The 23,743-nt window shown below is 52.1% G+C and carries 22 protein-coding genes and 1 tRNA gene; 5 read left to right on the forward strand and 18 right to left on the reverse strand.

Going from position 1 to position 23,743, the window contains the following annotated elements; all coding sequences use genetic code 11:
* Nucleotides 1-366: 366 nt before the first annotated feature.
* From FBY02_RS14965 to FBY02_RS14985, 5 genes are all read right to left on the reverse strand, one after another.
* On the reverse strand, nt 367-1,620 hold the full coding sequence (locus tag FBY02_RS14965) for a methyltransferase (protein WP_144928787.1): 1,254 nt from the start codon (nt 1,618-1,620) through the stop codon (nt 367-369).
* Nucleotides 1,601-2,290 (reverse strand): ABC transporter permease, encoded by a 690-nt coding sequence (locus tag FBY02_RS14970; RefSeq protein ID WP_144928789.1) that lies wholly within the window; start codon nt 2,288-2,290, stop codon nt 1,601-1,603. The genes FBY02_RS14965 and FBY02_RS14970 overlap by 20 nt, the downstream gene beginning before the upstream one ends.
* Entirely contained in the window at nt 2,287-2,982 is a 696-nt protein-coding gene (locus FBY02_RS14975; RefSeq protein WP_144928791.1) for an ABC transporter permease, read from the reverse strand. The genes FBY02_RS14970 and FBY02_RS14975 overlap by 4 nt, the downstream gene beginning before the upstream one ends.
* A 78-nt stretch (nt 2,983-3,060) precedes the next feature.
* The gene (locus FBY02_RS14980) at nt 3,061-3,816 is read right to left on the reverse strand and encodes an ABC transporter substrate-binding protein (RefSeq protein ID WP_144928793.1); all 756 of its coding nucleotides are present in this window, start codon (nt 3,814-3,816) and stop codon (nt 3,061-3,063) included.
* A 13-nt stretch (nt 3,817-3,829) separates the two neighbouring features.
* The gene (locus FBY02_RS14985) at nt 3,830-4,603 is read right to left on the reverse strand and encodes an ABC transporter ATP-binding protein (protein WP_024778039.1); all 774 of its coding nucleotides are present in this window, start codon (nt 4,601-4,603) and stop codon (nt 3,830-3,832) included.
* Between the two features lie 377 nt (nt 4,604-4,980).
* Between FBY02_RS14985 and FBY02_RS14990 the strand changes: the two genes are divergently transcribed.
* Nucleotides 4,981-5,418, forward strand: a complete 438-nt coding sequence (locus tag FBY02_RS14990) for a carboxypeptidase regulatory-like domain-containing protein (protein WP_144928795.1) — start codon at nt 4,981-4,983, stop codon at nt 5,416-5,418.
* A 9-nt stretch (nt 5,419-5,427) separates the two neighbouring features.
* On the opposite strand, the gene FBY02_RS14995 is transcribed toward FBY02_RS14990, so the two are convergent.
* From FBY02_RS14995 to FBY02_RS15010, 4 genes are all read right to left on the reverse strand, one after another.
* Nucleotides 5,428-5,874: a hypothetical protein gene (locus FBY02_RS14995; protein WP_144928796.1), complete on the reverse strand. Its 447-nt coding sequence runs from the start codon at nt 5,872-5,874 to the stop codon at nt 5,428-5,430.
* A 127-nt stretch (nt 5,875-6,001) separates the two neighbouring features.
* On the reverse strand, nt 6,002-7,060 hold the full coding sequence (locus FBY02_RS15000; protein ID WP_144928798.1) for a YhcG family protein: 1,059 nt from the start codon (nt 7,058-7,060) through the stop codon (nt 6,002-6,004).
* Between the two features lie 239 nt (nt 7,061-7,299).
* Entirely contained in the window at nt 7,300-7,707 is a 408-nt protein-coding gene (locus FBY02_RS15005; RefSeq protein ID WP_144928800.1) for a hypothetical protein, read from the reverse strand.
* Between the two features lie 65 nt (nt 7,708-7,772).
* The gene (locus FBY02_RS15010) at nt 7,773-8,102 is read right to left on the reverse strand and encodes a DHCW motif cupin fold protein (protein ID WP_047699844.1); all 330 of its coding nucleotides are present in this window, start codon (nt 8,100-8,102) and stop codon (nt 7,773-7,775) included.
* Nucleotides 8,103-8,293: 191 nt separating this feature from the next.
* On the opposite strand from FBY02_RS15010, the gene FBY02_RS15015 reads away from it, so the two are divergent.
* Nucleotides 8,294-9,274 carry an arsenic resistance protein gene (locus tag FBY02_RS15015; RefSeq protein ID WP_144928802.1) on the forward strand — a complete coding sequence of 327 codons (981 nt, stop codon included), beginning with the start codon at nt 8,294-8,296 and terminating at the stop codon, nt 9,272-9,274.
* Nucleotides 9,275-9,790: 516 nt separating this feature from the next.
* Here the strand turns inward: FBY02_RS15015 and FBY02_RS15020 are convergent.
* The 5 genes from FBY02_RS15020 to pilV form a co-directional block, all read right to left on the reverse strand.
* Nucleotides 9,791-10,810 (reverse strand): hypothetical protein, encoded by a 1,020-nt coding sequence (locus FBY02_RS15020; protein ID WP_144928804.1) that lies wholly within the window; start codon nt 10,808-10,810, stop codon nt 9,791-9,793.
* A complete protein-coding gene (locus tag FBY02_RS15025) occupies nt 10,807-12,531 on the reverse strand; it encodes a zinc ribbon domain-containing protein (RefSeq protein ID WP_144928806.1) in 1,725 nt (574 codons plus the stop codon). Before FBY02_RS15025 ends, FBY02_RS15020 begins: the two co-directional genes overlap by 4 nt.
* A 7-nt stretch (nt 12,532-12,538) precedes the next feature.
* A complete protein-coding gene (locus FBY02_RS15030) occupies nt 12,539-13,753 on the reverse strand; it encodes an N-6 DNA methylase (RefSeq protein ID WP_144928808.1) in 1,215 nt (404 codons plus the stop codon).
* A 226-nt stretch (nt 13,754-13,979) separates the two neighbouring features.
* The gene (locus FBY02_RS15035) at nt 13,980-15,026 is read right to left on the reverse strand and encodes a hypothetical protein (protein ID WP_144928810.1); all 1,047 of its coding nucleotides are present in this window, start codon (nt 15,024-15,026) and stop codon (nt 13,980-13,982) included.
* Between the two features lie 219 nt (nt 15,027-15,245).
* Complete coding sequence (gene pilV / locus FBY02_RS15040; protein ID WP_144928812.1) at nt 15,246-16,508, reverse strand: shufflon system plasmid conjugative transfer pilus tip adhesin PilV; 1,263 nt, start codon at nt 16,506-16,508, stop codon at nt 15,246-15,248.
* A gap of 41 nt (nt 16,509-16,549) precedes the next feature.
* On the opposite strand from pilV, the gene FBY02_RS15045 reads away from it, so the two are divergent.
* The gene (locus FBY02_RS15045) at nt 16,550-16,888 is read left to right on the forward strand and encodes a hypothetical protein (RefSeq protein ID WP_144928814.1); all 339 of its coding nucleotides are present in this window, start codon (nt 16,550-16,552) and stop codon (nt 16,886-16,888) included.
* A gap of 26 nt (nt 16,889-16,914) precedes the next feature.
* On the opposite strand, the gene FBY02_RS15050 is transcribed toward FBY02_RS15045, so the two are convergent.
* Nucleotides 16,915-19,179 (reverse strand): DotA/TraY family protein, encoded by a 2,265-nt coding sequence (locus FBY02_RS15050; protein WP_144928816.1) that lies wholly within the window; start codon nt 19,177-19,179, stop codon nt 16,915-16,917.
* A 1,111-nt stretch (nt 19,180-20,290) separates the two neighbouring features.
* Between FBY02_RS15050 and FBY02_RS15055 the strand changes: the two genes are divergently transcribed.
* Both FBY02_RS15055 and FBY02_RS15060 read left to right on the forward strand, forming a co-directional pair.
* Nucleotides 20,291-20,521, forward strand: a complete 231-nt coding sequence (locus FBY02_RS15055; protein ID WP_144928818.1) for a hypothetical protein — start codon at nt 20,291-20,293, stop codon at nt 20,519-20,521.
* A gap of 3 nt (nt 20,522-20,524) precedes the next feature.
* Complete coding sequence (locus FBY02_RS15060) at nt 20,525-20,950, forward strand: hypothetical protein (protein WP_144928820.1); 426 nt, start codon at nt 20,525-20,527, stop codon at nt 20,948-20,950.
* Nucleotides 20,951-20,970: 20 nt separating this feature from the next.
* Here the strand turns inward: FBY02_RS15060 and FBY02_RS15065 are convergent, their stop codons facing one another.
* The 3 genes from FBY02_RS15065 to FBY02_RS15075 form a co-directional block, all read right to left on the reverse strand.
* Entirely contained in the window at nt 20,971-22,242 is a 1,272-nt protein-coding gene (locus tag FBY02_RS15065; protein WP_144928822.1) for a hypothetical protein, read from the reverse strand.
* Between the two features lie 56 nt (nt 22,243-22,298).
* Nucleotides 22,299-23,471, reverse strand: coding sequence for a site-specific integrase (locus FBY02_RS15070; protein ID WP_256667344.1), 1,173 nt, complete (start codon nt 23,469-23,471; stop codon nt 22,299-22,301).
* A gap of 96 nt (nt 23,472-23,567) precedes the next feature.
* Nucleotides 23,568-23,643 (reverse strand) — tRNA-Phe (locus tag FBY02_RS15075).
* Nucleotides 23,644-23,743: the final 100 nt, after the last annotated feature.

Here is a 23,743-nt window from a genome sequence, read left to right on the forward strand (position 1 = left end):
TGACTATTTTTGCCCGGACCTTAGGTCGGCTGAGAACCGGAAGCTTTCCTGGTTTGTCCTCGGCTTGGCAGGCACGGTTGTTCAGGGGGACCTGGAGCACGCCTTGACCTGTTTGGCGCAGGTAGGGATGTGATGGCTGGTGCTTTCCACTCCTGATTTTTCGACCGTTATGCCGATTTGCTTGGGCGCTTATGCACAACGGACACGACTGGACGAATGGCGTCTTGCGATTTTGTGACAGCCTTCTCGTTTGCTTGCAAATGCCTGTTTTAATGGTTTTTTCTGTTGATGAGCAAAAAATGATCAGTTGTAATTTGCTTAACAAAACGCGGATTTATTGGATCCAGGCATATTCCATCAACAGAGTTATCCACAGGCTGTTTCACCTCGGCAACGCTCTGCCAGCAGCATCAGATTTCGCGGTGTAATGGGTGTTTCGCAGAAAGTGCCAAGGCGAACGTCGTAGCCTTTTCCAGTGAGGAAAAGAGCTCGATCCAGTGCCAGCCAAAGTTCCAGTGGCCGTCGGAAAAGGCCACGCACCAGTTCCAAGTTACGCACCTCGACCAAACGTCGATGACCTGCGGCTTCTAGGGCGACCCAATCCGGCGAGCCAACGATGGACAGGTTTTTCAGGGCTGCCAGATCGATGCAGTATTGATCGAAGGATTTATCCAGCCACGCAGTGGGTAATGAGGGGGTGGGTAGGTAGTCGTTGTGGCCTCGGATCTGTCGTTGCAGTAGGTCGAAACCCAGGCGCCGGGCCATGGACTGATCTCGTTGTCTGCGCACACGGGCCCCGGCGGTAACGGTTTCGGTCAGTGGCAGGCCGAGATCGTCGATGGACAACTGCAGGGCTGAGTCCCGTGCGGCGTCGGACAGTGGCTGATAACGGTCAGCGCTAATGCGGTTATAGCAGCAGGGTGCAATCGCCAGCTGGGTGCAACCAGCGGCGGAGGCCAGTTGCATCAGACGGACATGCAAGTCACCGCAGGCGTGCAGGGCGACCGGTGTGTGCTCGGCATGGATCGCCTGGGCTGCCTCCGGTGCCAGTACATCTTGCTGCAGGTGCGTGGCGGCCAAATGGTGACGCTGGCTGAGTTGTTGGCCGTTGATGACCAATGCTGGATCGTATTCCAGACAGGTCAGTCGTTGGTCACTGTGCAGCAAACGTCTGCCGAGGTGGCCCTTGCCGGCGCACCAGTCGAGCCAGTGGGTCGGTTCGGTGGAGAATTGCAGGCGGCTGGCGAAGGCTTCGATCTGCTGCCACTTGCGCCCGGGTACGTCGACGTTGAGGCGCTGGGTTGGCGCTTCGAGTCGTCTGCCGGGCAGTTCCGCGACAGTGCTCAATGCATGGGAGCGCATCGCCAACTGCGGAAACGGCGCTGGCGCGTGCTCGATCAGCCAGGGCTGGTGATGGTCGTTCTCCGCATCTTCCAGCGAACGCCGGCGTAGCCACTGGGCGAGTTCCGGATACGATGTTTCCCAGGGCAGTTGCAAGTGGGTAAACGGGCGGGGTTCCCACAGCGCCTGGTGTGTCGTGAGAAATTCATCCAGTTCGACGAAGCGGGCGAGCAACGCTGCGCCCGTCAGCACGTCGGCTTCAGCGCCCCTGGCAGGCATCGACGCGTAACCAGCGTTCTAGCTGCTTGAAACCTTGCACCAGCAGGAACGCTATCACCAGATAGAACAAGCCCGCCGCGAAAAAGATCTCCACGGGCAGGTAGGTCCGGGCGATGATGGTGCGGGCCATGCCGGTGAGTTCCAGCAGGGTCACAGTGCTCGCCAGGGCGCTGGCCTTGAGCATCAGGATCACTTCGTTGCTGTAGGCCGGCAGCCCGATTCGCGCGGCCCGCGGCAGCATGATGTAGAACAGCGCCTTGGGTCGCGACATGCCCAGGGCCCGGGCGGCTTCGATCTCGCCTTTGGGGATGGCCTGGATCGCGCCCCGCAGGATCTCGGCGATGTAGGCGGCAGTGTGCAAGGTCATGGTGGCGGTGGCGCACCAGAACGGATCCCGCAGGTATGGCCACAATGCGCTGCTGCGTACGGCGTCGAATTGCGCCAGGCCGTAATAGACCAGAAACAGCTGGACCAACAACGGTGTGCCGCGGAAAAAGAAGATGTAGGCGTAGGGCAGTGCCCGCACGTACCAGAGGCGCGAGGAGCGGGCGATGCCCAGCGGAACCGCCAGCAACAAGCCGGCGATCACGGCGATGGCAACCAGTTCCAGGGTCAATGTCGCGCCTTGGGCCAGTTTTGGCAGCCATTTGATGATGACTTCCCAGTTCATTGGGTGCTCCTGGCAAAGCCGCGGGCGGCGCGTCGTTCCAGCATATGCATGCCAGCCATGGCCAGGACCGTCAGGCCCAGGTACATGAACGCGGCCACCATGTAGAAGGTGAAGGGTTGCTTGGATACGGTCACGCCGATCTGTGCGTGGCGCATGATTTCTTCCAGGCCTATCACCGAAACCAGTGCGGTATCCTTCATCAGGATCATGAACAGGTTGCCCAGGCCGGGCAGGGCAATGCGCCACATCTGCGGCATGATCAACTTGGTGAAGATCCGCCATTTCGACAGGCCCAGGGCCACGCCGGCTTCACGGTGACCTTTGGGGATCGCCAGGATCGCGCCACGAAACACTTCCGTGGCGTAGGCACCAAAACACAGCCCCAAGGCGATGACGCCGGCGGAGAAAGGATTGAGGGCCAGGTCCGGGTTGCCGAAGTACTTGCCCAGGGCTCCCATCAGATTGATGGTGCCAAAGTAGATCAGCAGCACCCAGAGCAATTCCGGGACGCCGCGGACCAGTGTCGAATAGGTGCCACCAAGCCATTGCAGCGGCTTGTAGGCAGAGGTCTTGGCCAGGGCGCCGAGCAGGCCGAGCACCAGTCCCAGGCACAAGGCCGAGAGCGCCAGTTTGACGGTCATCAGTGCGCCAGCGGCAAGCGCCGGGCCGAATCCGTAGAGGTCGATCATCATGGGTATGTGTTCATATCGCGGCAGGCTTTGCTAAGGGCCGGCGCTGCGGTACAGCAGCGCCGACCAGGCACGTCCGCATCAGTAGATGCTGAACGGGAAGTACTTGTCGTTGATCTTTTTATAGGTGTCGTCGGCAAGGATTTCTTTCAGCGCGGCATTCAGTTTGTTGCGCAGGTCGTCGTCACCCTTGCGCACGGCGATGCCGATCTTGTCGCTTTCCACCACCGGGTCGCCCTTGAATTCATAAGCGCGGCCGGCGTCGGTTTTCAGCCAGTCGTAGTTTACGTATTTGTCCGCCAGGATCGCGTCGACGCGGCCGGAGGTCAGGTCCAGGTAGGCGTTTTCCTGGGTGTCGTAGAGCTTGGCCGTGATGTCGCTGCCCAGTTCGTCTTCCAGCCAGGTACCGGCGAGGGTCGCGCGTTGAGCACCGATGACCTTGCCTTTGAGTGAAGCCTTGTCGGTCTTGAACTCGACATTCTTCGGCGCGATGAATTGCAGTTTGTTGGAGTAGTACGGATCGGTGAAGTCCACGGCCTGCTTACGCTCTTCGGTAATCGACAGAGAGGAAATCAGGAAGTCGAACTTCTTGGCGTTCAGGGCCGGGATGATGCCGTCCCAATCGGAGGTGACCACTTCGCATTCGACTTTCATCTTGGCACACAGGGCATCACCGATGTCCTTGTCGAAGCCCACGACCTGACCACTGGCGTCCTTGTTGTTGAACGGCGGGTAGGCGGCTTCGATGCCCATTTTCAATTTTGAGGTCTCCGCGGCATTGGCCGAGAGCACCAGGCTGGCGACAGCGGCCAGGAGGATTTTCTTGTAAGTCTGCATATGCACTGCTCCGTTAGCGGTTGCTGGACATGAATTGCTTGCAGCGCGCCGAAAGCGGGTTTTCAAAGACCTGCTGTGGCGATCCTTGCTCTTCGACCAGGCCCTGATGGAGGAACACCACTTCGCTGGAAACCTGACGGGCGAACCCCATTTCGTGGGTCACCAGCAGCATGGTGCGACCTTCTTCGGCCAGGGCGCGGATCACATTAAGTACTTCCTGGACCATTTCCGGGTCAAGGGCGGAAGTGGGCTCGTCGAACAGGATAACCTTGGGTTGCATCGCCAGGGTTCGGGCGATGGCGGCTCGTTGCTGCTGGCCGCCGGACAGCTCGGCGGGATAGGCGTGACGTTTGTCGGCGATGCCGACCTTGGCCAGCAAAGCTTCGGCGACTTCAACCGCTTCGGCCTTACTCTGGCCAAGCACCCGGCGTGGGGCTTCGGTGATGTTGTCGAGCACGCTCATATGTGGCCAGAGGTTAAAGTTTTGAAACACAAAACCAATCTCGCTGCGCATGCGATTGATCTGTTTGCCGTCGGCGGCCACCAGTTCACCGTTTTTCGCGGCCTTGAGCTTGAGCGCTTCACCGGCCACCAGGATCTCGCCCTGGTTGGGGTTCTCCAACAGATTGATGCAGCGCAGGAACGTGGACTTGCCGGAACCGGAGGAGCCCAGGATCGAGATCACATCGCCGTCGCGGGCGGTCAGCGAGACGCCTTTGAGCACCTCCAGCTGCCCGTAGCGTTTGTGCAGGTTGCGGATTTCAAGCGCGGGCGTGGCCTGGGCCATGTGCGGTCCTCATGATAAGTGCTCCCTTGCTGTTGGCAGCCTTCCTGGCGAGGCGGCCAAGCTAGCATGCGTCCGAACGGCAGCCAACAGCGCTACGGGTGGTAAACCGGTGATGTGCGGCAGCTTGTCGCATCGGCACAGCAGACTGTCGCGCCATCAACAACCGAACGGCTGTTTGAACCGTGTTTGCCGGTGAAGATCCGGGGGAGTCGCGTAAAAAAAGGCGCGATGGTGCCAGCTTTGGGCGGGGGTTGGAAGGGTTAACCGGATGAGCGTTTCATTCCAAACTGCATTCGAGCCAACTTCCAATTGATCTAAACCCGAACGTTGGTTAACCAATCAAATGAGATGGCTTTCCAGAATCAGGAGTTGCCATCATGAAAACCCTCCATTGCCTTATCGCAATTGGTGCACTGCTGTTTCCCATCATGCTCAACGCCACCAACCTCGCTCCAATAGACAACGCCGGCGTGCAGGTTCAGCCGCTACAGCAAAACGGCATCACCTACCTGTCCGGTGGTATTGGCGAGGACGAGGCCCGGGCCATCAGGCAGGCGCAGGGGTACAACCTGCACATGACTTTTGCGGTCGGGCCTGAAAACAAATACATCCCTGATGTGCAGGTCACGATCCACAACGCATCGGGGCAAACACTGCTGACGCTGGATGACGCGGGACCGTTGGTTTATGTGCAACTGCCGCCGGGCAAGTACGCCGTGATGGCGACACGTAATGGCGAAGAGCGCCGCGACACCGCCGACATAGGCAACGGGGCCGCACGCAATCTGGTGTTCCATTGGAACGGTGACGAATAGCCAATCGGCTTACTCGCCGGCGGGCTCTTCCATCGATTGGCGATAACGGTCCAGCGCTTCGCTGAAGTCCTTGATGAATTCGGGGGTGCTGAGCCAGCGCCGTGCCGTTTCGCGGTCCATATCGTCGGCCCACATGCGGTAATCCACCAGCATGTCGGCGGCCAGGTTGGTTGCCGCCATGCTTTCGTTCTCGGCGTTCTTCAGATCCAGCAGGCCCGGGCGTTCGCTGATCATCACGCTCAGGGAGGAAAGCAGCGTATCGAGCAATTCGCTTCGACCGACGGCTTCGGCTTCGCGCAGTTTGGCGAACAACTCCAGTACGTAGACGGGTGGCTGAGCGGTAGCGTGGGCCGGATCGCCATACATTGGAATGGATTTGCGCCCGGTCATGCGGATCTGCTTGGCTTTGTCTTTGGCGCGCCTGGCGCGTTTCTGCTGCTTATTCAATGAGGCCATCGGGCTTCGGTTTCCAATTCGTCAGGTGGCAATGTCCGCCTCAAGCCATTTTGGCAGGGTCGGTGGTCTGTTAGACGGGTAGTTTACCGCTTCGGACTCGGATAATGCCCAGATCAGCGTGAGGGGGTCAGTTGCCTTCAGCCGCTGTGCCCGATGCTCGTTCCTCAAGTCGCGCCCGCTCACGATCCAGTTCATTGCGTAGCTCTTCTTCTGTAGGGAGTACAAGCTGGTACTGGCTGGCGAAAAGTTGTTCGTTGCCTTGCAATACGGAGTAGCGCACTACCGACTCGTCCTTTTGCGCGCAGAGGATAATTCCGACGGTGGGCTTGTCGTCCGGGCCGCGCCTCTGGTCATCGTAGAGGCGGACGTACATGTCCATCTGGCCGATGTCCTGATGGCTGAGTTCGCCACGCTTGAGGTCGACAATCACAAAGCACTTGAGCAGATAGTTGTAGAAGACGAGATCGATGTAGAAGTCCCTGCTCTCGGTGCTGATGCGTTGCTGACGGGCAACGAAGGCGAAGCCCTTGCCCAGTTCGAGGAGGAAACCCTGTAGCTGGTCGAGCAAGGCCTGTTCCAGATCGGTTTCCAGCAGGAGGCCGGCATTGGGCAGCCCGAGGAACTCCAGGACGACCGGATCCCTGACGATATCCCTTGGGCCGAGTTCGAAGGCTTTCAGGTTGTCCGAGGCCTCCTGCTTCACCTTGGGCCGGTCGCGGCTTGCCAGCAGGCGCTCGTAGTAGAAGGTTCCGATCTGGTGTTCCAGAGCGCGGGTGGACCAGTTTTGCGTGGCGGTTTCGTTCATGTACCAGTGCCGGGCGTTATCGTTTTCCACCCGTAGAAGCGAGCGGTAATGGGTCCAGCTCAATTCGTGACGCAGTGCGTCACACTTTGGGAATGCCTGATAAAAAAGCCGCATATAGCGCAGATTCGAGGCATCGAAGCCTTTACCAAACTTCGCCGTAAGTGTTTTCGCCAGAATTGGCAGCAGCCGTTTTCCATAAGCTGCACGCTCTGCTCCTCTCTGCTCGAATTCAACGATATGCCGTCCAATCTGCCAGCAGGTATGTACTTGAAGCGTATCAACGGCGCGCAGCACTTTACGGCGTGCCTGCTGGATCAGCTCACCGAGTTCGTTGATCAGTGGCGCAAGCTTTGGATCGTCTTGGGGTAAAAGTGGACTCATCGAGTATCAGCCGAAGTGGTGGGCGGTCCAAAAAAGAATGCTCCAATCGGTATGTTGATGATGCCGGACGAGGCTGTTTGGCCTGGGTGAAAAGCGACGGATTCATGCGGGATCGGTTTGAGGCGGGGCTATGTCAGTTGCGTCAGGACCTGTAGGCACTGTCCGAATAAAATGTCGGTGTGCGGAAAATTCTGACGCAGGCTACCCGGTTCGACCGGGCAGCTTCGTGGGCAGCGAAGTTAATCGGACGCTTGCGTCAGTTCCCGGGACGCCGCGACGTAATCGGCCTGGAATTGGGGGCTTTCGACCCAGTCCAGCGCGGTTTGCTCGTCGACACCCATGGTCAGGCGACGATATTCGATCAAGGCGGTAAAGATGAAGTCCGTGGCTTCTTCTTCACCTTCCTGCTCCAGCACCAGCGCCAGCAGTGGATGGCCGAGGAAGGCCGCGCACATGGCCTGCTGGCTGACTTTTTCGGCGATGCGCATCTGGTTGAACAGATCGGACAGATCCACCGTTTCCAGATCGATGCGCTCATCGTTCGGGTCCAGGAAGTCATTCGGCGCAGCTGCACGTTGAACGCGGTTCTGCTTGGCTTTCGCCTTGGCGCGCTGGTTACGTTTCTGCTGTTTGTTCGCCGATGCCATGGGCCGGATTCCTGACGTGAGATAAGGCTGTATATCCTACAGCCTCAAGGCCAATGCTTCGAACCTCAATCCACCACGAACAGGGTGGCACCCTGGGATGTCGAAGAACGGTGGGGCTCGGCCTGGTCAGCCACCTGATAGCTCATGCCAGGCTTGAGCACGAAGTGCCGTCCATCCTCCAGCTCGGTGTTCAGCTCACCTTTCAGACAAAGCAGGATGTGCCCCTTGGTGCACCAGTGGTCAGCCAGATACCCCGCCGTATATTCCACCATTCGCACCCGGATGTTCCCGAATTGTCGTGTCCGCCAATACGCCGTGCCGGTGATGCCTTTGTGTTCGGTGGGTTCGATGGTTGACCAGTCGGTGGTGCCAAAGGGAAGGTCTGTGATGTCCATGTCGGCTCGTTTGTCGGGAGGGCAAGTGGGAGTCGAATGTAGCCGAGTCGCAGACGCGGCGAAAGAGCCGGGACCTCGCGCCAGTTGTGTGATGCAACGTGGGAACGGGTCGGGGTGAGGTAAGATGCGGGTACTTTAAATCTGGGTTCAGGTTGCCATCCGAAGAAACTCGCGAGTCATAAGGACATAGTTTGAACAAAGAGCGGTTGGAGCAGCACCAGATTTCGATCTACTTCGGTGCTGTCATCGTCGCGGCCATCGCCGGCCTTGCTGCGCCTGCTGCCTCCCAGGCCCTGAGTGTGCTGGTGACTCCCGTCATCGCGGTGCTCATGTACGCCATGTTTCTCCAGATCCCGTTTCTCGATCTTCGCGAAGGGCTCGGCAACAGGCGCTTCATGCTGGCCCTTCTCATGGCAAACTTCATCGTCATTCCGTTGTTGGTCTGGGCCTTGACCAGGGGGCTCACTCATCACCCGGCGATCCTTGTAGGCGCCTTATTGGTTTTGCTCACCCCGTGTATCGATTACGTCGTGGTATTCACTCATATCGGCAAGGGTGATTCCAGACTGACTCTGGCAGCCACACCGGTACTGCTACTTCTGCAACTTGTGCTGTTACCCCTGTACCTGGCCTTTATGCTCAGTGGCGATTCAGCTGTTGTGATCTCTATCGGCCCATTCGTCGAGGCCTTTGTGGTGCTGATTGTTTTGCCGATGGTGCTGGCGATAGCCACCGCTGCCGGGATAAAGAAATCACCCTTCATAAAAAGGTGGCACAACGCCTGGGCCTGGATGCCCGTTCCGGCCATGGCCGCTGTCTTGGTCGTGGTAATCGCTTCGCAGATTGGGTGGGTTGTCAGGGACGTGGATAAGTTATTGCCGGTCGTCCCTGTTTATGTTGCCTTCATGTTCCTGGCACCGCTGCTGGGGGCCTGGGTAGCCCGGCTCTTCAAGTTGCCCGCGACAACGGCCAGATCGGTGGCGTTCAGCAGTGCTACGCGTAATTCATTGGTGGTGCTCCCACTGGCGCTGGCCCTACCGGAAGAGATCAGAGGGCTTGCAGCGGCTGCGGTCATCACTCAGACCCTGGTGGAACTGGTCAGTGAGTTGATTTACATCCGCGCGATTCCCGCCTTGGTTCGGTCCGGGAAGCAGTTTTCTTCGGGTCGTTGATCCGCCACCCTGTCGAGCGCCAAGGGTTTGGGAAGGACACTGGTCAGATGGGGCAGCCCTGAAGAGGCGAACGTGCAACAACGCTCTGAGCGACCATGCATGAAACCTTGTGTCGCTCACATGGCCAAGGTCCTGTCATCAGAATGGTCCGCTGATAAAACAACAGGCAATAAAAAACCCCGATCAATTTCTTGATCGGGGTTTTCGGTATTTTGGTGCCCAGAGACGGAATCGAACCGCCGACACGGGGATTTTCAATTCGCCAGTGTCGTTGCAACGCTAGATTACACTGGCGTTCGCTTGAGTAAGGTACAGCACGGTAAAGTACTTATCAAACAGTGCTTTAGCGTACGGTACGTTACATTCGAGCTCGTTCGTACTGTACTGCTGGTGTACCTGAAAAGCCATGGTGCGGAGTATGTCTTGGAAGCAGTGTCTCATCACCCGGCTCAGGATCTGAGTACCAACCCTCGACAGGCGGCGGCAGCGGAGCTGCCTTGGTCTCGGGTTTATTGATCATTCAGCTCCTGCTCCAGGTTCTGGCGCGGGAGGCTCAACATTCTCAGCTACGATAGGCTGATGTGCTGGAATCGGCTGAGGATTAGGCACTGCAGGCTTTTTTGAGCCTTTAGCCAGCTTCAACAATGCAGCTTCTTTCTCTGAAATAAAACGGTTGTACATTTCTTTGACTGGAGGCGATTTTTCTAACTTAGTAGAAAAGAGTCTGTAATATTTTCCGAATAGTATTTTATCTGTTTCATAACTCCTACTCCACAGTGCTTTGGGCAGCTGTTTATCACTTCCTTTACCAACTGGCGTAGTCGGGAATGTCCGATCCAGAATTGAGCGATATACAGAGTTGTTTATCGTTTTCATTATGATTCGTAACGTTAAAGCGATTTGCCCAAGAGCCGGCTTATCAAGAATCAACGGTTTCTCAAAAAGAGAACTATGGGACTCCAATCCTAGTGCTATAGCATTTTTTGCGCCTAATTTCCCAAATCTATGGACGCAGCAGTGCCGTAGCTGACATATTTTGTCGAATTCTTGGGTAGTGGTGTCATCAAGGATTAAGTCAATGTCTAAAAGATTTTTAAATGTGTTAACTATATTTTCGCATGATATGAACGATGCGTTGTCCATCAGCGCTTCTGGCATCAGTGGCTTGCTATGATGGAGCGCGGCGCCGAAAGTGATAGGTTTGTTTTCGGCATTTTTTAGCGATATAACATCGACCTGAATGATGGAGCGTATTAACGCTCTAACATAGCTTTCAACTGCTGAAATATATCCAAGAAATACAATGCTTAAAAATTCCTTTGATACGTTTTCCTGATTTGACCATAAAAGATTAAGGGTGTTTGAGTTTGCGATAAACTGATCAAGGGGGGATGAAGTGCTTTCTTTAGCAGTCTTGTCAAAAAGTTTTTGAGTATCAATCGTGTTAGTTATCGCTCCAGCTTGAACAATAGCTGAGTAGTCTGCGGATGTAGTTATTACTTTCGCTGGGGTCAGGGCTTGCGTTGGGGTAGTCATTGAAGAAACTCGTCAACAAAGCTGGTTACTACCTTAATCATCTTTTCGGCTCTGGCTTGGCCCACGCGATGTATCCTTCGGAGTTCCGTGCCTGGATCTTGTACCGAGAGAAGGTCTCCAATTGTTTTAAACTTTGGCAAGTCTTCTTTAAGTCGGGATATCTGCCATTTGGTGAGGCCGGGTATCTCGTGAAGGGGAAGAGACATACATTTTTCAAATGTCGAGCTAGAAAGAAGTTCTGTTCCGCAGTTGTGACAGAACTTCTGACTGGAATTTATCCTGTCATGACCACAGTTGCCACAGGGCGGCAAGTCAAAGCGGAGTGATGCAAGTTCTTTTGTAGTGAAAATGTTCGTGACAGAACGTCGCAGTGGTTGCCTAGTAGATTTTTTACTTAGTTTTTCCACTACGGATTTTGCTGACCATCCACGCGCATTTGCAGAAAATGCCCGTTCTCTAAAAAGAGCTGCAATATGAGGTATATATCGGTCATACGTTCTTTCTTCTCCGTGAGATACGGCTTCGGCTACTGGATATAGCAGGCCGGCTTCAACAAGGAGATTGAACATTCTTTGTACCATAGGTAGATCGTTGGCTCCTGAAATGCCTATGAGTAATTGTTTTGATCCGCGCTCAACAAGCTTGTCGTTAAACTCTTTTAATGACGTTACGAGTTTATTGAAAAGTTGTTCTCCGTGTTCGATGAGGGTCTTTAATTTTGGAGCTTTAATAATAAGAGATCGAAATTCTTCCTGTCGGGCTTCAATGTGCGACTGGACGATTCTATTCAGGCCTTGTTGAGTGGTCTTGAACTGTTTCTTTTGAAACTCTTGAAGCATGTGTAGGTAAGCACGTGGTATTCCAAATGCGGCGTATTCTAAGTACTGTCTAACGTCTTCTGGAATTTCTTCAAAGCCGGGAATGCGACGTGCGGCGATTGTCGACATCGTTTGGCTATAAAATGCGTCAGTAACACTCAACCAAACAGGCTCGAAGCTACCCTCTTGGGTGGGGTGGAAGCGCGATCCATACTCTGTTGTTCCAGGGTAGACGGAAGCTTTTGGCGAAATTTCAGAGGTTTTTATTGTCCTGAATATTTCAAAAAATTCGGCCATATATTCTGGCGTTAGTGTAAGGGCCGCATCGTCCAGGAGTAACACTGCACGAGTGCGCCCTGCTAGAGCTACATGGTTGTCTATGATTCTTTTGGTGTTATGTAGGGTCAGAAGATTGGTTAGATCTAGTTCGGACTGGGAGAGTGGTAGACTTTTTTCTAGTTTGGAAATCAAGTTTTGAAGTGCTTGAATGTCAATATATTCAAGCGATTCTTCAATTTCCTCTAAAGAAAACTCTTCATCAAGATCCATGATTGTTTCATGCGCAGCTAGAATGATTCTCGCCAATACCCATGCATGAAATAAGTTTATCGCGTTTGCTCGACTGATAAGCATCGGCTCTAGGCGATAGTACCGATTAAAGGATATGTAAATGGCTAATGGTTTTCTGATATCTTCTTTGCAAATTATAGAAGCATAACGCATCATGTGCGTTTTTCCGCATCCGCGGGGGCCTACAATAAGGGTTGTTTGTTTTTTTATTAAGTTCGCAATGATGTCGTCAAAAAAATCGCTAGTTGCAGTGCCTTCTCGAAGTTCTTCGTTAGTAATGAAGTCAGCGCGTTGTTCTAATGCGATATCAAATTCTATGCTTTCATTTTCCATGAAAATTTCAATCCTTTTGAATTGGGAGGTCGAGCAAGTACTTGAGCGGAAGATGTCTTGCGCTGACCCCATGCGCTCTAGAGGTAAGAAAAGCTTTGCCTGCCTTACTGGTAAGCTGTTTTAGAATCAATCGACGCCACTTTTTTGGAGCTTGTATTCTGTATATGCAGTCTGTTATCGGTAATGTGCCTTTCGATACGATGCAAACGCGCTCCTCTAAATCCCTGCCGACACGCGCTATCAAAATATCCCCAGTTGTTGCAAATACTGCATCCTCTGGCGAATTCAGATTCGAACCGATAGTAGTAAGGTCTAACGAGGTGCTGCCAGGTCGTAGATCTGATGTATGTAAAACATCAAACTGCGCTTCTCGGGCTTGACGTGAGTTTAATTTGCCCCTAGAAATTGAGCAGCCGATACTGGATAGAGTCACTGTAGATGATCTAAGCGTCTGAAGAGATTTCGCAGAGTAGTAGCTATAGTCTAGAGTGTGCACCGCCTCTTTTGCGCTTATAAGCATTGTGTCACTGTCTGAATCTAAATGTTGTAACTTTATAGGTGAAGAGCTGTCGCCATTTTTTGTGATGATTAAAATATGTGCTTGTGCTTCAGTTCCCACAAATACATTTCGCGGCAGCTTTATTACTGAGTCTATAGAGTGTTCTTGTAGAATTAACTCTCTAAGTTTTTTATTCTTTTCGCCGGATACAAAACCGTCGGGAACTATTAGCCCTAATTGGCCGCCTTGTTTTAGGGACAGCAAATTTTGAGCGATGAAAATAAATTCGGCAGAGGCGTATTTGATCGCTTGCAATTGTGTGGCAAAACCGGCTTGTTCAAGAATGCTTTTATATTCGTCGCGCCACTTTGGCTTGATAAATGGAGGGTTGCACAACGCAATATCTACAGACTCTGGTGAAATTCCAATGTCCTTTATTAAACTTGGAGAAAGTGCATCTTTCAAATAGTGAAAGTGTCTGATTTCAGAGTTGTTGGCGCTGTCGCTTCCCATGAGCGGATGGCGATCGATGTCAACGGTGATGTAAAGAGCCTGCGCCCAACGATTATATGCAGCCCGTGAAAGAGCTCCGTCGCCGCTTCCCAGATCCAATATCAACTCTGGATTATTGACAGATAGGGCTGAAATCAGCGCTGCGCTAATTCTCTCCTTCGTATAATACCTACCCAGTGGGTCTGTAATTGATCCAGAAAGGATTGGCATTCTTCTCTATCCGCGTATGGTTTACGATTATTGTACCGGGTTCCATAGGTAGGCAGTAGGTACACGGTGGGGCATTTTCTATAGCTTTTGCGCTGAGCTATACCGTGCGTGAGCTCTGATGAGGGCTGTACGTCATGATGCATAACCCGAGACCAAGGCAGCTCAGCTGCCGCAGCAGGTCGAGGGTTGGTGGCACAGTCTCGGATTGTACTTCGGCGGCATCGGATCACGAGCCTTGATCCTTCGGTGCTTGCATGCCCGGAATATTGCTTCGCGTCTGTAGGATCGGTCGCGCAGCTTGTACTGACAACGGTCTAACCCCTTCACTTCCCGATTTTCCGATTTGGAACTGGCCATAATAGCTCGCTGTTTTGTTCACGCAGTGCCCAATAGCCGCTGACACGTCGTCTTGGCTCAATCTCTGCACCCGTTTGAGGTCGCTGGCAAAGGCGTGACGCAGGCAATAAGGGGTCACCCTTGGGCCGTTCGGCCAAAGTTTTTTCCCTGCTTCGGCCATGGCTGATCTGAAATTTGTTTGTTTCTCGATAGAAATGACAGCCGACCCGCTTTTGGCTTGGTGCTTGCCTTGGAGGGTCTCAATGAGGCTACGTATCAGTGGATGATCGTGATCCTTTAGTGAATACCGAATCTCCCTCCACGGTTGTCCCTTATTCTCGGAGACCTTGATTCCGCTATCGATGCGTACCAGCAGGTCGCTATCAGAAAAGGTGACTTTTATGCCTTTTTCGAGCTCACCTGGCCGACACCCGCTAATCGCGCTTACAAGGTAGGGGATCTTGTATTTGCCATGCTCGGTTTTGTCCGCCATCAGATCGCGCCAGTTGGACGGCAATCTATGAAGATCTTGACGCTTGGATCTTCGTCTTCTGGTCGTTTCTAGCGGCCTGGCATTAGGGCTTTTGGTGATCGTATCGAGCAATTTCAAGGCCCCGCTAATGACCTCGATGTGCCGATGGAATTCCTCGATGTTCTGATCTCGTTGCGCCTTATCCTGAAGACGCAATTGTTTTTCAAGTATCTGCATCAGAACGTACCTAATCGCGGCTTTGCGTCTGTGGTAGGTCGATTTACTTTCTGTATCGCGGATGGCGGGAAGGATTTTATTGATGTCCGAATCGCTTTTGGCGAACAGTCGTTGTGCCTCGCTCTCATATCCTTTTATGGTTTGCTCAGATAGAGAGTTCGGTTTCTGATTTTTTAAATGTTGCCTTGCTTCTACAACGAGAGCGAATGCTTCTGACTGTGTCCTCATATCTATTCCTTTTCGTGACCTGAGACTTTTCTGTGGCTGACGGAAAGGGCGCTTTTCACTACGTGAATCGACTACGTCGACCAGCGCCCACATTCACGCAGGTGCGTGAATGTGTTTTATCTTTAGGTCACATGTGGCGTAACTTTTTTAGGTCACTGATGACTATCGTATTTAGGTCACGAGTGGTCCTATTTACATGTCCTGAGATTTGGACTTTTGCTATGGCAGGACGCACGAGTACATAAAGCAAGGTTGGCAACTACCGTTAACTTGCCCACCTGTGAGGACCGGGATTAATCCCGCAGGGCAATTAAATCCACCTGTCATTTGGTTTACGTAAGTCCCGGCTCCACCAGTCATGAATCCGCTGCCAATGCCGCGGATGCTACCCGCCCCTTTCCATGCGCCGGATTGGCAAGATAGTGTTAGGCCTGCCGCGTTTCGACCGACTAGGCCATTGGGGGAGCACGCTGCACCTTCAGTCGCAACACCGTTGAGCTGTAGATACTCACCTACGGTGGTTCTGCCGTTAGACTGCAAAGTCCCACCCGCAATCGCCCCGCCGGTGTAAACGCCCTTGTCACCATAGGAGCGAACCCAGCTAGGATCGGTCATGTACCAACCGCCGTTCCACTTTTCGTTGTACCAGCCAGTGTCGCCGCGAGTCCTGAACCAGCCGCCGGTATAGGTTTCACCGGTGGTGTCCGTTGTACCCGCTTTAACTGTGCCGGTAACCGCAGCGTTGCTGGCGTTTACTGTCGTTGCATTGACATTAGTGGCGTTCACATTTGCAGCGTTGTTGAGGTTGTTTCCCTTCATATCGATCGAGGTGTTCATTTCATTGACTTCCGGATGGCCCGGCACGGCGTTCCGATAGAGGTAGTCGTTGGTGAGGGCTCCATCATCAAAAAACAGCGCGGTCGCAAGATGGCCTTCACCTGGTGAAATGCCATAGGGCGCCAAAGAAACATTCCACCCTCCATATGTACCTTCAACGACACTGGTATCGATGTTCGAAATGTACCCGCCTCTTGCGCCCACCTGCTTGGAGATTCGACGGATGCTGGTTTCCGGAATTGTTTCCCCTCCGGTAGTGATGACCAAGGTTTGAAGCTTGTTTGCTGTTGACTTAATAGCAAGCACCGAATAGCTTTGGCCAAAGTTATTTATGTCAGTCACGCTGGGTGGTAGATAACCGGTGTTTTTAAGCATACCCACGGTAATGTTGGCCGGCTGCGTCGGTGTTGCGACATTGAGAACGGCGGCGTAGTTGTCTTTAATGTATGCACTTGCTGCATCCGAAATGATTTTTTGATGATCAGCCGCGGATTGTCCCGCCATGTTATCTGCATGGTCGAACATCGCTTGAGAGCCAATCCCCAATGCTGCTACCACCAGTATCAGTACAACGATCATTTCGATTGCGGCAAAGCCTGATTGTCCACTGGATTTTAAGTTGATTTGCTGCTTGAATCTCCGCATGATTTCTCTCTTTGAGTTTTAGTCTGCTTTGGAGGTTTTGAATGAGTAACTCTGATTATCAAGGTGGTCTTGGTGCTGGTTTTGCTCGCGCACGATCCATCCAGAATGAATATGAATCTAAGATTGCTGAGTGGCGTGCTCACTCAAATAAATTAAAGACTCAAGTTTCCGCACTGAATGAGCGTGTGGTAATCATGCAAGCCGATTTCGACGCAAATAATCATTTACTACGCTTGCTCATGGATGAGTTAAGAGCTGTAAAGCCAAACTCTCATCTGTTAATCAAGCAAAATCGTGATGCAATTCGCCAAGAGGTTTTTGAGGAATGCATGATTGAAAGTGGCTATGAAGTCTCAAGCCCGAAAGGCTTTTCCCGGTAATAACCTCTTTCCTCAAGACTGAGTTTTCAGTCACCTGGTCTCGGGCCACTTCCAAGAAGATCTTTATTGCTTGGTGAGTTTGAGCCGCTTGGCCCCAGGGTGCCGCTTCCCTCCGGCCCAAGTGACTTATGCCCACCCCCGCCCAAGCCTCCAGACGCCCCATGCTTGGCCTCTCTGACACCACCGATGAAAACATCGTGACCGCTGTCGCCAGTGCTCTGGGCGTCTCCGATGCCGCCGGCAGCGTGACCAATCCACCGAATGATGTTGTCTGGCACCCAATGGATCAGGCTAAAAACGATGTGCACGACAGTGGTCATCACGATTACATAGATGGCCACGTAAGCTACGAAGGAGACTATCCCAGTCATGGAGTCAGCCTGAATGCCTGCCACAACGGACATGAAGCCAACGTTGATGAAGCCCACAATCGGCTGCGTCAGTAGCATTCCGCCTATCAGTCCAAACAGCATGAGCGCTGGGCGCATTACCAGCGAGAGGATCATCATGTAACCCTGGCCGGCCTTGCCGACTGCATCGTCGCCGTCCGGGTGAACGTGCGCAACGGCGAACAGGGGTGCGGCAATCACTGACTCAAGCACCAGGACGAACCAGTTCACTACAGAGGTAATCCAGGTGATGAAGGGGATCATTGGCACATAGGTGCTTAACGTAGCGCCGAAGAAAAATAAACTGATCAGTAAGACTGTGATCAATGAAGAAAGAAATTGGAAAACAGCTCCGGCGTCGAAGCCCACCTTCACCGTCGCCTGAGCTGCCCAAGAGTTTGAGACACCCACTGCACTTGCCATTGCAGCCATCATCACCTCACCGGTCGTGACGATCACATCTCCGAAGGATTTCATCTGGCTCATGTGGTTCAAATTCGAGCCGGCAATGCTTTGAGTCATCTGGTTGATAGCACCCATGAAAGGCGCCGAAAGCATTTTTTTGACGTACTCCCATGCCCCTTCGCCGTCCCTTGGTGCGCGAATGTTCGTATCGGTGTAGTAAACGTTTCTGATGGACTCAACCCGATTCTTTGCGTATTCATCGGCTGTCGTGATGACGTCCTGATACGTTTGCAGTGACTCCTTCGTTTCCTTGTCGACGATGTCGATGGGCTCGGCTGCCGGTAGAGCATTCAAGGTCGACTGCATGACGTCGTTCATTTTGACGATGTGGTTGTACCAGGTTCCGGCAAATAGCCACCCGCCGTCTTTCGCGCCTGAGAGGAAGTCAGCCCGGGCTCGATCGCTAGTCTGCGAAACGGCTGTCTTGGCTGCCGTCCGAAGTGAGTTTTCATACTTGTTTGCCGCAGAGTCGAGCGCACCAGCTTCAGGCTTCTGCCCTGCAACGATCTGCTGAGCCGTCGGACGAATATCGAGGATCATCTGCTGAACGGCTTTTGCATGGGCTGCGAGGATCGGCCCCTTGATGATCTTGGTGTTGCTGTTGCCTTCCGAGGCCTCCCAGCTTTGTTTCCAGGTCAGTGCGCCGCAAACATCAGGATTCATGTAAGAGCTGTCGTTGGCTTTCCATTTGTAGTCGATGACTGTGTACGAGGCATTGGCGTACTTCTGGATCATATTCGCCGCACCATAAACGGGGATGGCGTCCGGAAGACCCACATTGAGCTCTCCGGTATTTACCACTTTGCGTGGTGAGGAAACCACCTGAATCTTGGTTGAGCGCCCTGAGGCCGCAAACTGTTTGTTCATGGCTGCGGCGCACACCTCAAACTTCAGAATACTGGCCGCCAATGGTCGCGAATCAGGGATCATCGGGCGGGTGAGCATCCCGTCTTTCCCCATCTGGTCCACAGCCTGGCTCCAGATCGCGTCACCGATGCCGACGCCTTGAATCGCGAGCCAGAGCACGATGATTTGGATCAGCGAGTAGCCATGCCCGAGGGGGAGCAGCAGGGCGGTACCGCCAACAGTACGAAGCGGAATCCAGATAGAGCTCATTTTCTTGCCAAGCACCTCTCCGTCATGCGCGGAGTCGATCGTGCCTTTGATCGTGGTGTAGCCCACGAAAAGCATGCCCAGGAAGAGCACTGCGCCACCGAAGACTCCCATCATGGAGCCCATAACGTCCTCGGCTTCCCCTGTTTGGACATTGCCTCCTGAATGGATGGTGCCGACGATGGATCCGAATACTTCCTCTAGAAAGTCGATCGACGTATCACCTGGGGGTGGAGTGAACTGCTGAAAGGGGCCGCCTGCGGCTAGGACTGGTCCGCAGGAAAGAGCCGCAAGCAGCGTCAGCAAATGGAAGGTTAATTTCATTTCTCAGCACTCGGACTATTGGCTGAAACTGCGGTTACTGCCAAGGCATCGTGCACGTACAGCAACGCGTAGGGCACCCCGGCCAGCTTCCAATACGAGCCGTGACCATTGAGATAGAGTTGCATCGATATGTAGGTTGCGGCCGCGGTCAAAGGAAATATCCACCATCGGCGGAGACCTCCCCATACTCTATGTTGCCCTGCGGGTAACAAAATATTGGACAGCAGAAGAAATAGATAAAAAATCCGATTTGTTAAAGTTGTTAATTGGGGCGAAGAAAGAAGTGACCTTATGCGCGGCATGATAGAAGCTCCGCAACTTCAATGGTTCGGTAGAAGATCCTCCGACCGACCTGAACTTTGCAGTTTGAGAGCCCTACAGCAAGCTTTGATCGTTGAAGTAAAAAAGCTCTGAGGCCACCTGGAGTTTTTTCCAGAAGATTGGCCATCTGGTCTTGGGATAGAAGCGGTCCATAGCGATGTAAAAATTCGGATTCGAATGTGGGCTTAAGATTAGTAGCTGCGTTCATTGACGGGCTCTCGAGTCAGGAAGAGTGCGCCCAGATCATTTGGAGTTTGTTTGTTTTTTGTCAAATGTATTGTTGCGTATTATTTTTTATGCACTTCTTGGCTTTATTGGTGTTTGAGCTGAATTTTCGAAAAAACCCTATAACGAGCTAGTATAAAAGTTTAGTTGTTATAGGGTTTGTGTGGCTAAGTGTGCTGTAGATCCCCAAATTTAAAATTTTTCGTAAGAGGGCTTTCGGTTGGATGGTGATGCCCCATATCCATTCACCTTGCTCCCCATAGACATTCACTTTACGCTCCCCATAAGCTTTCACCTTACAAGAAGCTGCTCCCCATAAACGTTCACCATACGCCCCATATCCTTTCACCTTCGCCCCATAAGTATTCACCTAACTAGTACTGTGGGCCACGTAGATCAAGGTGTGGAGTGTGTCTAAAGCTTTGTTTTGTATTGGCTAAAAGAAAAACATACAAACAGCACTGGACGGGAGGGGGGTTATTACCGAAACTAAAAGAAGTCAGCGCTTGCCCGGGGCGGCAACCCCAGGCAGCGCCTAACCACCAAGACCGCAGGAGGTCCTGAAATGGCTATGTCGATTGTATCTGAAAATCTTGTTGAAGATCTTCTCTACGAAGTCTGTCCAGAGGCTGATGCTCCAGGTTTCGATCCTCAGATGAAACTCCTAGGTTCATTGCTCCAGCCCGCTTTGCATTTGGTTGTTACGGCATACCAATCCGCGGCAGTTACTGAATCGACTGAACGTGCGTTTCGGCTATTTCTTTACAATTTGCTATCTGCTGTTGAGGATGAATAGAAGGTGAACGTGCCGATTCGGCATCACCCACTTTATCGTCTTGCGAGTGTCCCGCTAACGTCTGCTACGGTTGAAGCTTTAACGGAGTTCGCGCTACTCATCTGGTACTCGGACGAGCTGAGGGCTCAAGATGTGTTGGATGAGTTAATAGGATGCGAGATCGCTCAACGAAGAGCTCTGTATTTAATTGACCGATTTCGACGTTATCCATGTCTGACGGATGCGAGGGCAGCGAAATTAAAGTCCTTTGTTTCTGAGTGGGTTAAGCTTAAGCCAACACAAGTGACGGAGGCGGCTCCGAATTTAGACAGGGTGGCACGTGACTGGGGGCTTGATGAAGATGTTGTGGCTAAAATTAAACCAGTGTTGATTTATCAAACACGCCACTATGCTAATAGCATAGCGGCGCAATCTGGATATAAGGAGTGACTCTTAAATTCTGGGTGCACCTAAGCTATTTCGTGTTCAGGTGTTTTCTTCATAAAGGTTATTAGCTCACTTTCCAATTGTCTTACAAGGCCTGATATGTTTCTGTCGAGGATGTCTCTTCTCGTATTTCTTGCCGACTTGGACTCCTGGGAGTAAAAGCGGCTTAGTAATTCATTTTGTACGTTTTCGTCATCTGAGATGAGTTCAAACCAATTGCCATTGTAGAAAGGCATAGGTCGGTTTTGCCCTTCTACGTATGCACATGCTTTGAGAGGGTATGCATTCAGCACGTCGATAAAGGCTTTATCGAAGGTAAGGAGAGCTGGAAAAAAATACCTGGCATCTGAGTTCGGCCTGACGGTTATCGATTCTTCCATCTGTCTCAAGTGCCAAAGATCCCATGCCATTCCATCGAGCACATCAAGGGTGTCAGTTTTGTTTTTTTGGATTTTTCCAAAAAAAGGTAAATTAGTCCCGAGATCAAAGTATCTTTTCGCCAAGGCTATTTCTCTGGCGGGAAGTGTTGCAATGTCCATGTCGCAGAATTCAATAAATTCTATTACTTTTTTATAAGTTGAAGTTTTCGGCTGTTTGAATTGTATTAGGACCATTTTCAATAAGCAACAATATACGAATTGCTGTCTGAAGGTTAGCGCCTTCATAAAGACCTCGTCGCATAATTTCATATGCATTCTAGCTATGTGTTCTTGTGCTTTTTTGTTGAGTTCCGCCTCAGATAAGGTAGATTGAACTGTTTCTTCTTTTTCTAATGCCTCGACATCCAGCGATCTCAATACCTCATAGGCTTTTAATTTTTCGTATATTTTATCGCCTTTGTCTGTAAGGTTATGCAGGTTCTCATAGGTGTATGGTATTGGATCTACAAAAACTTCATCTCGAGATATAAATCGAAATACTTCAACAAAATCCTTTGGAAGTCTAGATAGGTTGCCTTTTAAATATGGTTCGAGATAGCTTAGTGCCTGTGAATCTAAAGAAATTGAGTAGTCGATTTGAAAGGTGGAGCGTCCACTTTTCATTTCGGTAGCTGTTTCTCTATCAAGAACCCATACCTTGGGTGTATTGAATAGGCTGTGTACTACTGCGCCATTAGAGAAGCTTCGATTCACGGCGAAACCTGGAGTCGTTCCATTCGCAGATGCAAAAATAAATTTGCAATCTGGAAGTATAGGTTCGTAATTTCTATAGAGCTTTGTCGATTCTTCTACCGAATCACAGGAGCATATTTCTGAAATAATAAATTCTATATCTTCTTCGCTTAACTCGTACATGGAGTTCCTTTCCTACGTTTTGATAGTTGGTGTCGTGATTTTATCTAAATTCGTGTTCATTGCAGCTTCACGCTGATTTCATTGCCAGCTGCGGCGTCTTCCCGGCGGGGTTCGTTGAGTGTTGAGCCCGCTAGGGTTTCGAAGTTATGGGCTTGATCCAGCAGCTCTACGAGCCCGTCTGATCGCAGGTGCGTGTACCTCTTCAGCATTTGCATTGATTTATGCCCGCTTATTGCTGCTACCTGCTGGTCTGAGAACCTACCGGTCTCCACAAGTCGACTTACCGCTTCGTGGCGTAGGTCATGAAAGCGGAAGTCTGCCATACCTAGTTTCTTCTTCATGTCGTTCCAAACCTTGGAGAACACGTAGGGGCGTCGCTTGTCATCCTTGCCCGGCTCACCAAAGAAAACTAAGTCCGTGTCGATCGGCCGCGTTGGGTTATCCAGCGCCTCGGTAATCGCAGCTGTCGCCAGCAGGCTGAGGGGTACGGAGCGGAAGTCACCGTTTTTGGTGTCTGAGAGCGTTACTACGCGCTTTTTTAGGTTGACCTGATGGCAGCGCAGCGTTGTGATCTCTGAAGAGCGCATACCGGTTTCTATGGCGACTCTGACAATCCAGCCGAGCATGGGGTTGTGATAAGCGTTTACGGCTTTGAGAAGGCGTATTTTTTCTTCAGGAGAGAGGCGTCTATTCCGCCCCGGTCCAGGACTAGGCTTGCGGATGTTTGCTACGGGATTTTGCGGAAGGCCAATGCGCCATTCTTGAATGGCTACAGTGAACAGATTGCTGAGTAACGCGAGCTCAAGGCGCACTGTGTTAGCGCTGACGCTCCCGGGGATGACCAGGCTATCTTTCTTGAGCTTCGTGCGTACAGGCTCGTTTAATCGCTTGTCGCGGTAGCCGGCGACGATATCTGGAGTTAATGCGGCGAGTGAGTATTTTCCCAGGAGACGGATTAGCGGTTCGGCCTTGGTCTTCTCGGCTTTTTGAGTGGAAGCTTTTTTGGAGGGAGTGACTTCGAGGAGATAGCGACGCAGGGCTGCTTCCAAAGTCATTTTTTCTGAAAGCGTTCGACGGACATACATCCCTCGGACCATTTCATCCTCGGTGCCACGAGCCCAGTCTTCGGCATCACGTTTGGTTCGGAAGGTCTTGGAAGCTGTAGGCCATCCTTGCTTGCGGATGACTGCTTTCCATGTTGCGGAGGGGGTCTTTACTATTGTCGCCATCGCTGTCTCCAGAGCTTACGTATCGGCACTGTACCGAAACTGTACCTCTGGAGCGAGGGACTAAGGCTTAGTGTTGCGCTAAGCCTTTGAAATTAGTGGTGCCCAGAGACGGAATCGAACCGCCGACACGGGGATTTTCAATCCCCTGCTCTACCGACTGAGCTATCTGGGCAACGGGGCGCATTAAACGGGTTTTTCAGGGGGGCGTCAAGCAAGTTCTCAAAAAATATTTAATTATTACCGTCGCTTACGATTCGCCCCGAGTCCGGACA

Origin of the sequence: Pseudomonas sp. SJZ078, from assembly GCF_007828255.1 — a bacterium.
Lineage (GTDB): Bacteria > Pseudomonadota > Gammaproteobacteria > Pseudomonadales > Pseudomonadaceae > Aquipseudomonas.

What these genes read in the sequence shown, in the direction of transcription:
- FBY02_RS14965 (WP_144928787.1), bottom strand. Translation starts at nt 1,620, where the DNA reads ATGCCTGCCAGGGGCGCTGAAGCCGACGTGCTGACGGGCGCAGCGTTG.
- FBY02_RS14970 (WP_144928789.1), bottom strand. Translation starts at nt 2,290, where the DNA reads ATGAACTGGGAAGTCATCATCAAATGGCTGCCAAAACTGGCCCAAGGC.
- FBY02_RS14975 (WP_144928791.1), bottom strand. Translation starts at nt 2,982, where the DNA reads ATGATGATCGACCTCTACGGATTCGGCCCGGCGCTTGCCGCTGGCGCA.
- FBY02_RS14980 (WP_144928793.1), bottom strand. Translation starts at nt 3,816, where the DNA reads ATGCAGACTTACAAGAAAATCCTCCTGGCCGCTGTCGCCAGCCTGGTG.
- FBY02_RS14985 (WP_024778039.1), bottom strand. Translation starts at nt 4,603, where the DNA reads ATGGCCCAGGCCACGCCCGCGCTTGAAATCCGCAACCTGCACAAACGC.
- FBY02_RS14990 (WP_144928795.1), top strand. Translation starts at nt 4,981, where the DNA reads ATGAAAACCCTCCATTGCCTTATCGCAATTGGTGCACTGCTGTTTCCC.
- FBY02_RS14995 (WP_144928796.1), bottom strand. Translation starts at nt 5,874, where the DNA reads ATGGCCTCATTGAATAAGCAGCAGAAACGCGCCAGGCGCGCCAAAGAC.
- FBY02_RS15000 (WP_144928798.1), bottom strand. Translation starts at nt 7,060, where the DNA reads ATGAGTCCACTTTTACCCCAAGACGATCCAAAGCTTGCGCCACTGATC.
- FBY02_RS15005 (WP_144928800.1), bottom strand. Translation starts at nt 7,707, where the DNA reads ATGGCATCGGCGAACAAACAGCAGAAACGTAACCAGCGCGCCAAGGCG.
- FBY02_RS15010 (WP_047699844.1), bottom strand. Translation starts at nt 8,102, where the DNA reads ATGGACATCACAGACCTTCCCTTTGGCACCACCGACTGGTCAACCATC.
- FBY02_RS15020 (WP_144928804.1), bottom strand. Translation starts at nt 10,810, where the DNA reads ATGACTACCCCAACGCAAGCCCTGACCCCAGCGAAAGTAATAACTACA.
- FBY02_RS15025 (WP_144928806.1), bottom strand. Translation starts at nt 12,531, where the DNA reads ATGGAAAATGAAAGCATAGAATTTGATATCGCATTAGAACAACGCGCT.
- FBY02_RS15030 (WP_144928808.1), bottom strand. Translation starts at nt 13,753, where the DNA reads ATGCCAATCCTTTCTGGATCAATTACAGACCCACTGGGTAGGTATTAT.
- FBY02_RS15035 (WP_144928810.1), bottom strand. Translation starts at nt 15,026, where the DNA reads ATGAGGACACAGTCAGAAGCATTCGCTCTCGTTGTAGAAGCAAGGCAA.
- pilV (WP_144928812.1), bottom strand. Translation starts at nt 16,508, where the DNA reads ATGCGGAGATTCAAGCAGCAAATCAACTTAAAATCCAGTGGACAATCA.
- FBY02_RS15045 (WP_144928814.1), top strand. Translation starts at nt 16,550, where the DNA reads ATGAGTAACTCTGATTATCAAGGTGGTCTTGGTGCTGGTTTTGCTCGC.
- FBY02_RS15050 (WP_144928816.1), bottom strand. Translation starts at nt 19,179, where the DNA reads ATGAAATTAACCTTCCATTTGCTGACGCTGCTTGCGGCTCTTTCCTGC.
- FBY02_RS15055 (WP_144928818.1), top strand. Translation starts at nt 20,291, where the DNA reads ATGGCTATGTCGATTGTATCTGAAAATCTTGTTGAAGATCTTCTCTAC.
- FBY02_RS15065 (WP_144928822.1), bottom strand. Translation starts at nt 22,242, where the DNA reads ATGTACGAGTTAAGCGAAGAAGATATAGAATTTATTATTTCAGAAATA.
- FBY02_RS15070 (WP_256667344.1), bottom strand. Translation starts at nt 23,471, where the DNA reads ATGGCGACAATAGTAAAGACCCCCTCCGCAACATGGAAAGCAGTCATC.